General features: G+C 63.6%; 13 protein-coding genes. 7 read left to right on the top strand and 6 right to left on the bottom strand.

Annotated features, from left to right (window positions below; all coding sequences use genetic code 11):
* Positions 1–5 precede the first annotated feature (5 nt).
* Together glpK and proC are read left to right on the top strand one after the other, a co-directional pair.
* Positions 6–1,499, top strand: a complete 1,494-nt coding sequence (gene glpK / locus ACZ5RT_RS00495) for a glycerol kinase GlpK (protein WP_464453197.1) — start codon at positions 6–8, stop codon at positions 1,497–1,499.
* A gap of 99 nt (positions 1,500–1,598) precedes the next feature.
* Entirely contained in the window at positions 1,599–2,423 is an 825-nt protein-coding gene (gene proC, locus ACZ5RT_RS00490; protein WP_464453196.1) for a pyrroline-5-carboxylate reductase, read from the top strand.
* 26 nt (positions 2,424–2,449) lie between these two features.
* Here proC and ubiA read toward each other — a convergent pair whose 3' ends face one another.
* The 3 genes from ubiA to recG form a co-directional block, all read right to left on the bottom strand.
* A complete protein-coding gene (gene ubiA / locus ACZ5RT_RS00485; RefSeq protein WP_416559658.1) occupies positions 2,450–3,301 on the bottom strand; it encodes a 4-hydroxybenzoate octaprenyltransferase in 852 nt (283 codons plus the stop codon).
* A 111-nt stretch (positions 3,302–3,412) separates the two neighbouring features.
* On the bottom strand, positions 3,413–4,375 hold the full coding sequence (locus ACZ5RT_RS00480) for a LysR substrate-binding domain-containing protein (protein ID WP_108428270.1): 963 nt from the start codon (positions 4,373–4,375) through the stop codon (positions 3,413–3,415).
* A gap of 16 nt (positions 4,376–4,391) precedes the next feature.
* Positions 4,392–6,461, bottom strand: a complete 2,070-nt coding sequence (gene recG, locus ACZ5RT_RS00475; RefSeq protein ID WP_464453195.1) for an ATP-dependent DNA helicase RecG — start codon at positions 6,459–6,461, stop codon at positions 4,392–4,394.
* A gap of 110 nt (positions 6,462–6,571) precedes the next feature.
* On the opposite strand from recG, the gene queA reads away from it, so the two are divergent.
* From queA to ACZ5RT_RS00460, 3 genes are read left to right on the top strand one after another with little or no spacing between them, the layout of a single operon-like run.
* Positions 6,572–7,639 (top strand): tRNA preQ1(34) S-adenosylmethionine ribosyltransferase-isomerase QueA, encoded by a 1,068-nt coding sequence (queA, locus tag ACZ5RT_RS00470; RefSeq protein WP_464453194.1) that lies wholly within the window; start codon positions 6,572–6,574, stop codon positions 7,637–7,639.
* Positions 7,640–7,691: 52 nt separating this feature from the next.
* On the top strand, positions 7,692–7,961 hold the full coding sequence (locus ACZ5RT_RS00465; protein ID WP_108428267.1) for a YlcI/YnfO family protein: 270 nt from the start codon (positions 7,692–7,694) through the stop codon (positions 7,959–7,961).
* An 18-nt stretch (positions 7,962–7,979) separates the two neighbouring features.
* On the top strand, positions 7,980–8,288 hold the full coding sequence (locus ACZ5RT_RS00460) for a type II toxin-antitoxin system RelE/ParE family toxin (protein ID WP_291927653.1): 309 nt from the start codon (positions 7,980–7,982) through the stop codon (positions 8,286–8,288).
* A gap of 22 nt (positions 8,289–8,310) precedes the next feature.
* On the opposite strand, the gene ACZ5RT_RS00455 is transcribed toward ACZ5RT_RS00460, so the two are convergent.
* The 3 genes from ACZ5RT_RS00455 to ACZ5RT_RS00445 are packed head-to-tail and all read right to left on the bottom strand — an operon-like array spanning position 8,311 to position 10,366.
* The gene (locus ACZ5RT_RS00455; RefSeq protein ID WP_291927656.1) at positions 8,311–8,628 is read right to left on the bottom strand and encodes a non-heme iron oxygenase ferredoxin subunit; all 318 of its coding nucleotides are present in this window, start codon (positions 8,626–8,628) and stop codon (positions 8,311–8,313) included.
* Positions 8,625–9,098 (bottom strand): aromatic-ring-hydroxylating dioxygenase subunit beta, encoded by a 474-nt coding sequence (locus tag ACZ5RT_RS00450; RefSeq protein WP_108428264.1) that lies wholly within the window; start codon positions 9,096–9,098, stop codon positions 8,625–8,627. Before ACZ5RT_RS00450 ends, ACZ5RT_RS00455 begins: the two co-directional genes overlap by 4 nt.
* Positions 9,099–9,100: 2 nt before the next feature.
* Positions 9,101–10,366, bottom strand: a complete 1,266-nt coding sequence (locus ACZ5RT_RS00445) for an aromatic ring-hydroxylating dioxygenase subunit alpha (protein ID WP_464453193.1) — start codon at positions 10,364–10,366, stop codon at positions 9,101–9,103.
* A 189-nt stretch (positions 10,367–10,555) separates the two neighbouring features.
* Between ACZ5RT_RS00445 and ACZ5RT_RS00440 the strand changes: the two genes are divergently transcribed.
* Positions 10,556–11,470 (top strand): LysR family transcriptional regulator, encoded by a 915-nt coding sequence (locus tag ACZ5RT_RS00440; protein WP_464453192.1) that lies wholly within the window; start codon positions 10,556–10,558, stop codon positions 11,468–11,470.
* A 21-nt stretch (positions 11,471–11,491) separates the two neighbouring features.
* A complete protein-coding gene (gene tgt / locus ACZ5RT_RS00435; protein ID WP_464453191.1) occupies positions 11,492–12,664 on the top strand; it encodes a tRNA guanosine(34) transglycosylase Tgt in 1,173 nt (390 codons plus the stop codon).
* Positions 12,665–12,679 lie beyond the last annotated feature (15 nt).

The raw sequence follows: 12,679 nt of genomic DNA, 5'->3' as shown, positions 1-12,679 counted from the left end.
TTCTCATGCGCTACCTCCTCGCCCTGGACCAGGGCACCTCCAGCTCCCGCAGCATCGTGTTTGACCAGGCCGGCCAGGTGGTGGCCATGGCCCAGCGCGAGTTCCGGCAGATTTACCCCCAACCCGGCTGGGTCGAGCACGACCCGCTGGAAATCTGGACCTCACAGCTGGCCACCGTGCATGAAGTGCTGGCCAAAGCCCAGCTCCAGGCCAGCGACATGGCGGCCATCGGCATCACCAACCAGCGCGAGACGACCGTGGTCTGGAACCGCCGCACGGGCGAGCCGATTTACAACGCCATCGTCTGGCAAGACCGCCGTGCCGAACCCACCTGCGCCGCCTTGCGCGCGCAAGGCCACGAGGACACGGTGCTGGGCAAAACCGGGCTGCGCATCGACGCCTATTTTTCAGGCACCAAGCTGCAATGGGTTCTGGACCATGTGCCGGGTGCCCGGGCCTTGGCCGAACAAGGCGAGCTGGCCTTTGGCACGGTGGACAGCTGGCTGATCTGGAAGCTCACCGATGGCCGCTCGCATGTGACCGATGTGAGCAACGCAGCCCGCACCCTGCTGCTGAACATCCACACCAACACCTGGGACAGCGAGTTGCTGAGTTTGCTGAACATCCCGGACGCGCTCATGCCTCGGGTTTTGCCCTCCAGCGCCCACTTTGGCGACACCACAGCCGCGCTGCTGGGCACAAGCCTGCCCATTGGCGGCGTGGCCGGTGACCAGCAAAGCGCCTTGTTCGGCCAGGCCTGCTTCACCCCCGGCATGGCCAAAAACACCTACGGCACGGGCTGTTTCATGCTCATGCACACCGGCAACACCTTTCAGCGCAGCCAAAACGGCCTGATCACCACCTCGGCCGCCCAGGCCACCAGCACCCCGCAATACGCCCTGGAAGGCAGCGTCTTCATCGGCGGCGCCGTGGTGCAATGGCTGCGTGACGGCCTGCGGGCCATCTCCAGCAGCGGCGAGGTCGAAGGCCTGGCCCACAGCGTGCCCGACGCTGGGGGCGTCATGTTCGTGCCCGCCTTCACGGGTCTGGGCGCCCCCTATTGGGACGCCGAAGCCCGGGGGGCTATTGTCGGGCTGACGCGTGGCTCCACCGTGGCGCACATCGCACGCGCTGCGCTCGAAAGCATCGCCTTCCAAAGCGCTGCCCTGCTGCACAGCATGAACCGCGACGCCTTGGCTGGCGGCGGCGTGGCCGTGACCGAGTTGCGCGTGGACGGCGGCGCCTGCGTCAACGACCTCTTGATGCAAATCCAGGCCGACTTGCTGGGCATTCCGGTGGTGCGCCCCGCCGTGACCGAAACCACGGCCCTGGGCGCGGCCTATCTGGCCGGTCTGCACGCCGGGGTCTACAGCGGCCTGGAGGAATTGAGCCAGCAGTGGCGCGCCGACCGCACCTTCTACCCCACCTTGCCCAGAGACCAGGCCCAAGAGCGCATGGACCGCTGGGAGCGTGCGGTGCGCCAGGCCACTGCACGCTGAAACCCCGGTGTTCGGACGCCTGGCATAAACAGCGACAATTCCGGTTTCTCAGTCCCAGGCCGGGCGCAAAGCGCCTGGCCCGCCCTCACGCCAAACAACATGCCTCACCCCACACAACACATCGCCTTCATCGGCGGCGGCAACATGGCCAGCGCCATCATCGGCGGCCTGATCCGCCAGGGCATGAAGCCCGAACAAATCACCGTGGTCGAGCCCTTTGCCGACACCGCTGCCAAGCTGCTCAAAGACTTCGGCATCACCGCCCTGACCGCCGCTGGCCCCGCTTTGGCCCAGGCCGATCTGGTGGTCTGGGCGGTGAAGCCGCAAATCTTCAGCGAAGCCGCCGCCCCCGTCATGCCGCACACCCGAGGTGCGCTGCACCTGTCGGTGGCTGCTGGCATCCGCACCGACAGCATTGGCCGCTGGGTCGGCACCGAGCGCGTGGTGCGCTGCATGCCCAACACCCCGGCGCTGGTGGGCCAGGGCATCACCGGCTTGTTTGCCTGCCCATCGGTCACCGCTGGCGACAAAGCACTGGTGGAGCAAGTGATCGGCACCACCGGACAATACCTGTGGGTGCAACAAGAGTCGCATCTGGACGCGGTGACCGCCTTGTCGGGTTCCGGTCCGGCCTATGTGTTTTATTTCCTTGAAGCCATGACCGAAGCGGGCGTGGGCATGGGCCTGAGCGCCGAGCAGGCCTACCAACTGGCCGTGGCCACGTTTTCGGGCGCGTCTTCGCTGGCGGCGGCCTCGAGCGAATCACCCGAAGTGCTGCGCCAGCGCGTCACTTCCAAAGGCGGCACCACTTATGCAGCCCTCACCGCGATGGAAGCGGCCGGGATCAAACCCGCTTTTGTCAAAGCCATGCAAGCGGCCGAGCACAGGGCGCGTGAATTGGGCGACGAATTCGGCAAAGTCTGAGCAGTGCCCTGTGCAGGTCGGCAGCGTCAGCCGTAGGACAAGACCACGCCTACAAACACGCTGAACCCCAGCCAGTGGTTCAACCGGAACGCCTTGAAGCAGCCCTCGCGGCTGCGCTGGCGGATCAGGAAATAGTGCCAAACCACCTGGCCTGCCGAGACCGCCCAGGCCAGCCAGAACCACAGGCCTTGCTGGAGTGCGTCCAGCAGCCAGGCCCAAATGCACAAATAGGCCACATAAAAACCCATGATGGCGGGCACATCCTTGTCGCCCAGCGTGATGGCCGAGGTCTTCATGCCGATCTTCAGGTCATCGTCGCGGTCCACCATGGCGTATTCGGTGTCGTAAGCCAGCACCCAAAACAAGTTGCCCAGCAGCAAGCCCCAAGCCAAAAGCGGCACCTGCCCTTGCACCGCCGCAAACGCCATCGGGATGCCAAAACTGAAGGCCACGCCCAAAACCGCCTGCGGCATGGACACATAACGCTTGGCATAGGGGTAGACCAGGGTCACGGCCAGCGCCGCGAAAGACCAGGCGATGGTGGCCGAGTTGGTGGTGAGCACCAAGCCAAACGCGCACAGGGCCAGCACAGCGCCAAGCCCCAAAGCTTCACGCGTGCCGATGCGTCCACTGGTCACCGGGCGGTTGGCCGTGCGTTTGACGTGCTTGTCAAAGTCGCGGTCGGCCACGTCGTTGATGCAGCACCCGGCGCTGCGCATGAGGATGGTGCCCAGGGTGAACACCACGACCAGCTGCCAACCAGGAAAGCCCCCGGCGGCCACCCACAAGGCGGCCAATGAAGGCCAAAGCAACAGCAACCAGCCTGCAGGCCGGTTCCAGCGGATCAAATCCAGATACAGCTTGAGTTTGTCGGTCATGGGTGAATTATCCGTGTGCCGATGTCATGTGGGAGGCCGCCCCTGCGGCCGAATGCATGCCGTGGCTCAAGCCCACATTCGCGAGCAGGGGCTCGCTCCCACAGACAGCACTCAGGACAGGCGCGTCACGCCCGGCAGCGGGCAGGCATAAATGGCATTGCGCATGGCGGCAATCGCTTCGTAACGGGTGTAGCTGCGGCGCCAGGCCAGCACCACACGGCGTGTGGGCGGCTTGCCGCCCGCCGGATCGACAATGGGCAGGTAGCGCACAGGCGCATCGTGCCGCCCACCCGAGCGCTTGAGCACGGGCTTGAGTTCGGGCACCGACAGGCGGGGCACCAGCGTCACGCCCATGCCCGCGGCCACCATGTGTTTGATGGTCTCCAGCGACGAGCCTTCAAAGGTCTTGCGGATGCCTTCGGTCTGGCTGGCGTAGCGGGCAAACTCGGGGCAGACCTCCAGCACATGGTCGCGAAAGCAGTGGCCTGTGCCCAGCAGCAGCATGGTTTCGTTTTTCAGCTGATCGGGGGTGATGAACGCCTCTTTGGCCAGCGGGTGGTTCAGTGGCAAGGCCGCCATGAACGACTCGTCGTACAAAGGCGCCACCGCCAGCCCCGACTCGGGGAAAGGCTCGGCCAGGATGGCGCAGTCGATCTCGCCCGTGCGCAGCATCTCCAGCAGGCGCACGGTGAAGTTCTCTTGCAGCATCAGCGGCATTTGCGGGATGTCGGTGATGATCTGGCGCACCAGGTCGGGCAGCAAATACGGCCCGATGGTGTAGATGACCCCCAGCCGCATGGTGCCCGACAGCGGGTCTTTGCCGCGCTTGGCAATCTCCTTGATCTCGGCGGCCTGCTCCAGCACGCTTTGCGCCTGGCGCACGATCTCTTCGCCCAGCGCGGTGACCGACACCTCGCTGGCGCTGCGCTCGAACAGCTTGACCTCCAGCTCTTCTTCCAGCTTCTTGATGGCCAGCGACAGCGTGGGTTGCGACACGAAGCAGGCCTCGGCCGCCTTGCCAAAATGCTTTTCGCGGGCCACGGCCACGATGTATTTGAGTTCGGTCAGGGTCATGGGTGCTATTTGAACATCAAGCCTTGAGGTATTCGGATTTTCCGCCCAGCCAGCGGTGGATGTGCCGCTCGGCCAGTTGCGGGTGCTGGTCCAGCATCTGCGGCGCCAGGGCGCGGGCCCAGTCCAGCAAATGGCCGTCGGCCTCCAGATCGGCAAAACGCAGCAAAGGTGCACCCGACTGGCGCGCCCCCAAAAACTCGCCCGGCCCGCGAATCTCCAGATCGCGCCGGGCGATCTCGAAACCGTCGTTCGTCTCCACCATGGCGCGCAGGCGCTCGCGGGCGGTCTCGCTCAGGCGGCCACCCTCGGGGGTGCCGTACAGCAGCACGCAGGCCGAAGCCGCCGCGCCCCGGCCCACCCGGCCGCGCAGCTGGTGCAACTGGGACAGGCCAAAGCGCTCGGCATGCTCGATCACCATCAGCGAGGCATTGGGCACGTCCACCCCCACCTCGATCACCGTGGTGCTGACCAGCACACCCATCTGGCCGCTGGTGAACAGGTCCATCACCGCCTTCTTTTCGGCCACCGGCATGCGCGAATGCAGCAGGCCCACCATCACGCCCGGCAGAGCCTCGCTCAGCTCGGCATGGGTTTGCGTGGCGTTGGTCAGGTCCAGCGCCTCGCTCTCTTCGATCAGCGGGCACACCCAATACACCTGCCGCCCCTGCTGAATTTGCGCCCCGATGCGCTCGACCACTTCATGGCGGCGGTGGTCCGACACCACCCGCGTCACGATGGGCGTGCGCCCCGGCGGCAACTCGTCGATCACCGACACGTCCAGATCAGCGTAATAGCTCATGGCCAGCGTGCGCGGGATCGGGGTGGCCGTCATCATCAGCATGTGCGGCTCCATGCCATCGGCCTGCATCTTGCCGCGCAAGGCCAGGCGCTGCGCCACGCCAAAGCGGTGCTGCTCGTCGATGATGGCCAGCGCCAGGTTTTTGAACTTGACATGCTCCTGAATCACCGCGTGCGTGCCCACCACCAGCGCGGCCTCGCCCGACTCGATCAGCGCCAGCATGGCGGCGCGCTCTTTTTTCTTCTGGCTGCCAATCAGCCAGGCCACTTTCACGCCCAGCGGCTCCAGCCAGCCCACCAATTTGGCAAAGTGCTGGGTGGCCAGAATTTCGGTGGGCGCCATCAGCGCGCATTGCCAACCCGTATCCACAGCCACCATAGCCGCCAACGCCGCCACCACGGTTTTGCCTGCGCCCACATCGCCTTGCAGCAAGCGGTGCATGGGCACATGGCGGGCCAGGTCTTGGGCAATCTCCTGCCCCACGCGCTGCTGGGCATTCGTCAGCCCAAAAGGCAAGGCCGCCAAAAGCTGCCCATACAGCCCTTGGCCCTTGAGCTTCAGGGCCGGGGCCCGCAACAAATCGCGCTCGCGCTTGGCCGTGAGTTGTGACAACTGCTGCGCCAGCAACTCCTCGCATTTGAGACGCACCCAGGCCGGGTGGCTGCGGTCTTCAAGCGCCGCCAGCGACACATCGGGCGTGGGGTGGTGCAAAAACTGCAACGCATCGCGCAGCGACCAGGCTCCACGCGGGTCCGGCCAGGGCACGCCCGGTGGCAAAGTCTCGCTCAGGTCGGCATGGTTCAGGCCATTGATCACCGCCCGGCGCAAATAGGCTTGGGCCAGCCCGGCCACGGTGGAATACACCGGGGTCAGCGCCTCGGCCAGATGGCCGCCCGCCGCCTTGAAGGTGGGGTGCATCATGGTCAGCCCCATGAAACCGCCCTTGACCTCGCCCCGCGCCCGGATGCGGTTGCCCACCGCCAGCGCCTTCTGGTGCGAAGGATAGAAGCTGAAAAAACGCATCACGCAGGTGTCCGAGCCGTCATCCACCGTCACCAGCAGCTGGCGGCGCGGGCGCATCGTGATCTCACAGGCCGTCACCGTCGCCTCGATCTGCGCGGTATCGCCTTCGCGCACATCGCGCAACTTGACAATGCGCGTCTCGTCCTCGTAGCGCAGCGGCAGGTGCAGCGCGAGATCGATGTCGCGAACCAGCCCGAGCTTGATCAGCGCCTTTTGGGGCGCGGACAGCGTTTTGGCGGGCGTGGATGCGGGCTTGGGGGGCATGCCCCGATTGTGCCGTGAGCGCCTCAGCCCAAAACCTCCCCGGGGAAATGCACCGTTCAGGCAAAATCCGGGCTTCTTTTGATTTGTTCGGGCCTGTCCAGCCCTGCACCATGACTGCTTTCACCGCCCCCCGCGAATTCACCCTGAGTGATTTTGACTTCGAGCTCCCCCCCCAACTGATTGCCCAGCACCCCGCCGCCGAACGCAGCGGCTCGCGCCTGCTCGATGGCTCGTCCGCCAAGGTGGTGGACCGTATCTTTCATGAACTGCCCGGCTTGCTGAACGCAGGCGACCTGCTGGTGTTCAACGACACCAAGGTGGTGAAGGCGCGCATCTTTGGCGAGAAGGCATCGGGCGGCAAACTCGAATTGCTGATCGAGCGTGTGCTGCCCGGCCACCAGGTGGTGGCGCACATGAAGGTGAGCAAAAAGCCACTGGTGGGCGGCAAGATGTTCCTGGCAGGCGGTGCCCGCAACGGTGGGTTTGATGCCGTGCTGCTGGGCCGCTGGCCCGACGACAACGGCCAGCTGTTTCACCTGCAGCTGAGCGACGAGCCGCACGCCTTGATGGAAAAGCATGGACATGTGCCGCTGCCCCCCTACATTGAACACACCGACACCGAAGAAGACGCCCAGCGCTACCAGACCGTGTTTGCGCGGGCACCGGGTGCGGTGGCTGCGCCCACGGCCGCGCTGCACTTTGACGAAGGCGTACTGAACGCCCTGACAGCGCAAGGCGTGCAAACCGCCAGCGTGACTTTGCATGTGGGCGCGGGCACCTTCCAGCCCGTCAAAACCGAAAACATCGCTGAACACACCATGCACAGCGAATGGTACGAAGTGCCTGAGGCCACACAACAAGCCATTGCCGCGTGCAAGGCGCGTGGCGGTCGGGTGGTCGCAGTGGGCACGACGACGGTGCGCACGCTGGAATCGTGGGCTAAATTTGGCCAGGCCAGCGGCGACACGCAGATTTTCATCACGCCAGGTTTTGAATTCCAGGTGGTGGACCGCCTGATCACCAACTTCCACCTGCCCAAGAGCACGCTGATGATGTTGGTCAGCGCTTTTGCGGGCTACGAGCACATCATGGGCCTGTACCGCCACGCGATCGCGCAGCAGTACCGGTTTTTCAGCTACGGGGATGCGATGCTGTTGACGCGCACCCAGATCGATTGAACGGGTTGAAACGCTCGCGCATTACAATTGCATCGCAATTGAAAGGCCTCCTATGAAAACCGCCACACTCCCGGCCCTTCGTGTCAGCCCGGATCTCAGACAAGCCGCCGAAAAGGCACTGCGCCCCAACGAGACCATTTCCAAGCTGATGGAAACCTCACTGGAAAGATTCATCGCACACCGTGCAGCCGAGGACGAGTTCATCGCCCGTGGTTTGCGTTCTGCAGAAGAAGCACGTCAAAGTCAGGTCTACTTTTCAGCGGAAGACGTCCTGAAGGAATTGAAGCGCAAACTGGTGAAGGCCAAGTCCTCGGCCTCTTGAGTCGGGCCGGTCTCGATCATGGATGAGTTTCAGGTTCGCTTCACTGAAAAAGCCCAATCCGATCTGAATCGGCTTTATGAATTCCTTTTGGAATTTGACATTCATACCGCTGAACGGGCATTGCAAGCCATTGAAAACGGTCTGGATTTTTTGCGCAAATCACCTTTTTCGTGTCGCAAAGCAGCCGAGGGTGAGCATGGCCCTCTGCTCAGAGAGCTCATCATTTCGTTTGGTGCGACCGGGTATCTGGCACTTTTCGAAATTGAAGACGCTCACACGGTGACCGTCCTCGCATTGCGACATCAGCGAGAAGACGATTTCCACTGATGGCAATGGCCCTCAGCTGGCATCAGCCCAACTGAAGAAACACCCGCCCGCCCTCCACCTTGACAGGCCAGGTCTTGGCGGGTTCTGTGGCCGGGCCGCAGGCCACTGAGCCATCGCGCAGGCTGAACTGGGCCTGGTGGAAGGGGCACTCCACATGGTCGCCTTCCACAAAACCGTCGCACAATTTGGCGTTGCCGTGGGTGCAGAGGTTGTTGATGGCAAACACCTCGCCGTCCACGCTGAACAGGGCAATGTCTTGCCCCTCGGGGCTCACGGCGATGCCCGCACCTTCAAACAAATCGGCCTCGGCGGCCACGTCGGTCCAGTTTGTCATGGTCATATCGGGTAAATGATGGCGTTGGGGATCATTTCGCTGTCGTACACGCACAGGCGTTCAGCGAACTTGAGGCCTTCGGGGGTTTGCACGAGGGTGTCGATGTAGCGGCCCACATTGAACACGGTGCTTTCCTTGTCGAGCTTGGTGCGGAACACCGCGTAATTGGCTTCGGCGTGGATGCGACCGTCCTCCACCTTTCGCACCACGGGTGCACCCACCACATGCCGCTGGTAATACGGGTCGTGGTAGAGCGTTTCTTGGATGCCGTACACGCGGTCTTTCAGCATGCCTTTGCTGGTGAACGACAGCGTGCACAGCGGAAAGCCGCGCTCGTGGTTTTCACGCGGGATGAGTTTGTACACGCATTGCTCGGTGAAAAATTCGGGCCACAAATCCCACTGGCCGCTGTCCACGGCCAGGGCGTAATCGGCGTACAGGCGGCTCAAGGCCATGTGGGTTTCAAAGCTCACCATGGTCAAGCCTCCATCACTTTGCGCCAGTAGGCGTACATGCCCCGGATCAGGGTCTCGGTCACCATGTGGTCGGTCTCGCCCACATCGCGCCCGCCCAGTTCCACCAGCATGCGGTGTTCGGGCTTGGTCTCGAAGGCCTGCTGCGAGAACTCGATCACCTCACCGTCGTCGGCGCTCACAAAACCCGCCGGGCCAAACAGGTTGGACTGGCGCAAGCGGCGCTCGGTCATCTCGGGCGTGTCGTCTTCAAAGCCGAAGTGCGTCCACACAAAGTCAAACGCACCATGCCCGTCGGGCTGGATGTGCCGCGTAGACACGCTGTTGACCTGCTGCTGAAAAATCACGCTCGGGAACAGCGTCATCATCACCGCCGTGGGCATCTGCTCGCCCATCTGCCACCAGCCCTCGGGCACGATGTCCAGAAAACTGGCGTCGTGCAACTGCATGCTTTCCTTAAAGCTGCTCACCTGCGTGACCTGCGCCGCAGCGCCCGTGGCCTGGCCCGCGCTACCGCGGGTCGAGATCATGGCCGCGTGGCGGTGGTGCGCGTCCATGCGCAGCTCGCTCTTGTTGTCGGCACGCCAGAGGCCAAAGGTCACAAACCAGGTGTGCAGCAAGCCCGGGTGATAAGGGTCCTTGATGTTTTCCTGCATCAGCTTCCAGTTGCCCGGGATGCGCTGGCGGTTGTAGCCCAGCACCACCAGCTTGCGGCCGTTGAACAGGCGGTCAAAGTATTTCAGGATGGTCGGGCCCATGAAGTCTTCGAGCGACTCCACGTTGTGGTCAAACGACGCGAACACCACGCCGCCGCGCGTGGCCACTTTCAGGGCCGTGAGGCCATGGTCTTTGGGGTCAAAGTCGGCGGGCATGCCGCCATTGACCTTGCCGTCCTGGCGCACGCCGCGCCGGAACGGCACGCCCTGCAAGTCGCCCTTGAGGCTGTAGCTCCACTGGTGGTAGGGGCAGACAAACTCTTTCTTGTTGCCATGGCGCTCGCGGCAAAACTGCATGCCTCGGTGAGCGCAGACGTTCTCGACCACATGGATCTGGCCATCCTGGGCGCGCGTCATGATGACCGAGCGCTCACCCACCACCGTGCGCTTGAAATCGCCGGGGTTGGGGATCTCGGCCTCCAGGCCCACATAGCTCCAGTGGCTTTTGTAAAAAAAGCGCTCCAGCTCCTTCTTGTGCCGGTCTTCGTCGGTGTACACGGCAAACGGAACGCGGCTGGTGCCTTCCGTTTCCCAGTGGATGGGGTGTTCAGTCATGTGTCAGTCTCCTCAAATGCTTGTTGCGGGAGCGAGCCCCTGCTCGCGAATGAGCGCTTGGGCATTGCATGCTTTCGGCCGCAGGGGCGACCTCCCACAGGTCTTGATGCACATCATGTCGCCGCCTTCGAATTCCGTAAATCGAAACTCAAAGATAATCATTATTCGAATTTCAAATAACACTGCGCCATGGAACTCGCCCGACTCGACCTCAACCTGCTGCTGGTGTTTCACCACCTACTGCGCGAAAAGCGCGTCTCGGCCGTGGCCACGGTGCTGGGCATGAGCCAGCCCGCCGTCAGCAGCGCATTGGGTCGCCTGCGCACCAGCCTGGGCGACGAGCTGTTTTTGCGCACCCAGCACGGCATGGCCCCCACACCGTACGCCCTGCAACTGGCCGAGCCGGTGGCCACCGCGCTCGATGGGCTGCAACAAGCGCTGAACGTGCGCGCCGCGTTTGACCCAGCCACCAGCGAACGCCGCTTCACCCTGGCCATGACCGATGTGGGCGAGATGTATTTCCTGCCCGTGCTGATGGACGAGCTCGCCCAAACCGCCCCCGGTGTCACCCTCCAGGTGGTGGCCGTGACCAGCGCCAGCCTGGGGGCCGACATGGCGTCTGGCCGCACCGACCTGGCGCTGGGCCTGCTGCCGCAACTGCAAGCGGGGTTTTTCCAGCAGGCGTTGTTTCGCCAGCCTTATGTGTGCCTCATGCGCGAAGGGCACCCGCTGGCCGCTGCGCCCAGCTTGGCGCTGGCCGACTTTGCCGCCGCCAGCCACGTGCGGGTGATTGCAGCAGGCACGGGGCATGGCCGGGTGGATGAAGCGCTGGAACGCCAGGGCCTGCAACGGCGCATTCGCCTCACGGTGCCGCACTACGTGGCCCTGGGCGACGTGCTGGGGCATTCGGACCTGATCGCCACGGTGCCCGAACGTTTTGCGCAGCGCGTCACCACACCTTTTGGCCTGACCACACGGCCATTGCCGCTGGCGGTGGACGGCAGCGTGATCCACCAGTTCTGGCACGCCCGTCTGCACAAAGACCCCGGGCACCAATGGCTGCGGAGCATGGTGGCGCAGTGCTTTGGCGACGGCACCGACTGACCCCCTCCTACAATCCCTGCCATGCTCCAATTCGACCTGCTCAAAACCGACCCCTCCAGCCACGCCCGTCGCGGCACGCTGACCCTGAACCATGGCGTGGTGCAAACCCCCATCTTCATGCCCGTGGGGACCTACGGCACCGTCAAGGGCGTGATGCCGCGCAGCCTGCACGAGATGGGTGCGCAGATCATTTTGGGCAACACCTTCCACCTGTGGATGCGCCCGGGGCTGGACATCATGAAAGGCTTTGGCGGCCTGCACCAGTTTGAAAAATGGGACAAGCCCATCCTGACCGACTCGGGCGGGTTTCAGGTCTGGTCGCTGGGCGACATGCGCAAGATCACCGAAGAAGGCGTGACCTTTGCTTCTCCCGTGAACGGCGACAAGCTCTTCATGTCACCGGAAGTGAGCATGCAGATCCAGACCATCCTGAACTCGGACATCGTGATGCAGCTCGACGAGTGCACGCCTTACGAGACCAAGGGCCACCTGACGACCGAGGCCGAAGCCCGCAAGTCGATGGAGATGAGCCGCCGCTGGGCCGTGCGCAGCAAGGACGAGTTCGCGCGCCTGGAAAACCCCAACGCGCTGTTTGGCATCGTGCAAGGCGGCATGTTCGAGAACCTGCGCCAGGAGTCGCTGGAAGCGCTGGTGGAGATGGACTTCCCCGGTTATGCGATTGGCGGCGTCAGCGTGGGCGAGCCCAAAGACCTGATGCTGCAGATCATGGCGCACACCCCGCACCGCCTGCCCGCCCACAAGCCGCGCTACCTGATGGGCGTAGGCACACCCGAAGATCTGGTGCAAGGCGTGGCCGATGGCGTGGACATGTTCGACTGCGTGATGCCCACCCGCAATGCCCGCAACGGCACGGTGTTCACTCGATTTGGCGACCTGAAACTGCGCAACGCAAGGCACAAAAACGACCCGCAACCACTGGACAGCACCTGCACCTGCCACGCCTGCGCGGGTGCATCGGGGGTCTCATGGGACCAGGGAGGCCGTGACGGCTTTTCACGTGCCTACCTGCACCACCTGGACCGCTGCGGCGAAATGCTCGGCCCCATGCTGACCACCATCCACAACCTGCACTACTACCTGAACCTGATGCGCGAAGTGCGCGAATCGCTGGACGCGGGTCAGTTCGCGCAGTTCCGGGCGCAGTTCAAGACGGATCGGGCACGCGGGGTCTGAGGCATTTATCCTTGC

The sequence above is a fragment of the Limnohabitans sp. TEGF003 genome (assembly GCF_055395455.1).
Note: the sequence above shows the minus strand (reverse complement) of the source record. Positions and strands in the feature narration are given on the sequence as shown.

Excerpts from the sequence above, each read along its gene's own strand:
- proC (WP_464453196.1), top strand. The coding sequence starts at position 1,599 with ATGCCTCACCCCACACAACACATCGCCTTCATCGGCGGCGGCAACATG.
- ACZ5RT_RS00440 (WP_464453192.1), top strand. The coding sequence starts at position 10,556 with ATGGAACTCGCCCGACTCGACCTCAACCTGCTGCTGGTGTTTCACCAC.
- glpK (WP_464453197.1), top strand. The coding sequence starts at position 6 with ATGCGCTACCTCCTCGCCCTGGACCAGGGCACCTCCAGCTCCCGCAGC.
- ACZ5RT_RS00450 (WP_108428264.1), bottom strand. The coding sequence starts at position 9,098 with ATGGTGAGCTTTGAAACCCACATGGCCTTGAGCCGCCTGTACGCCGAT.
- ubiA (WP_416559658.1), bottom strand. The coding sequence starts at position 3,301 with ATGACCGACAAACTCAAGCTGTATCTGGATTTGATCCGCTGGAACCGG.
- ACZ5RT_RS00445 (WP_464453193.1), bottom strand. The coding sequence starts at position 10,366 with ATGACTGAACACCCCATCCACTGGGAAACGGAAGGCACCAGCCGCGTT.
- recG (WP_464453195.1), bottom strand. The coding sequence starts at position 6,461 with ATGCCCCCCAAGCCCGCATCCACGCCCGCCAAAACGCTGTCCGCGCCC.
- ACZ5RT_RS00460 (WP_291927653.1), top strand. The coding sequence starts at position 7,980 with ATGGATGAGTTTCAGGTTCGCTTCACTGAAAAAGCCCAATCCGATCTG.
- queA (WP_464453194.1), top strand. The coding sequence starts at position 6,572 with ATGACTGCTTTCACCGCCCCCCGCGAATTCACCCTGAGTGATTTTGAC.
- ACZ5RT_RS00465 (WP_108428267.1), top strand. The coding sequence starts at position 7,692 with ATGAAAACCGCCACACTCCCGGCCCTTCGTGTCAGCCCGGATCTCAGA.
- tgt (WP_464453191.1), top strand. The coding sequence starts at position 11,492 with ATGCTCCAATTCGACCTGCTCAAAACCGACCCCTCCAGCCACGCCCGT.
- ACZ5RT_RS00455 (WP_291927656.1), bottom strand. The coding sequence starts at position 8,628 with ATGACCATGACAAACTGGACCGACGTGGCCGCCGAGGCCGATTTGTTT.
- ACZ5RT_RS00480 (WP_108428270.1), bottom strand. The coding sequence starts at position 4,375 with ATGACCCTGACCGAACTCAAATACATCGTGGCCGTGGCCCGCGAAAAG.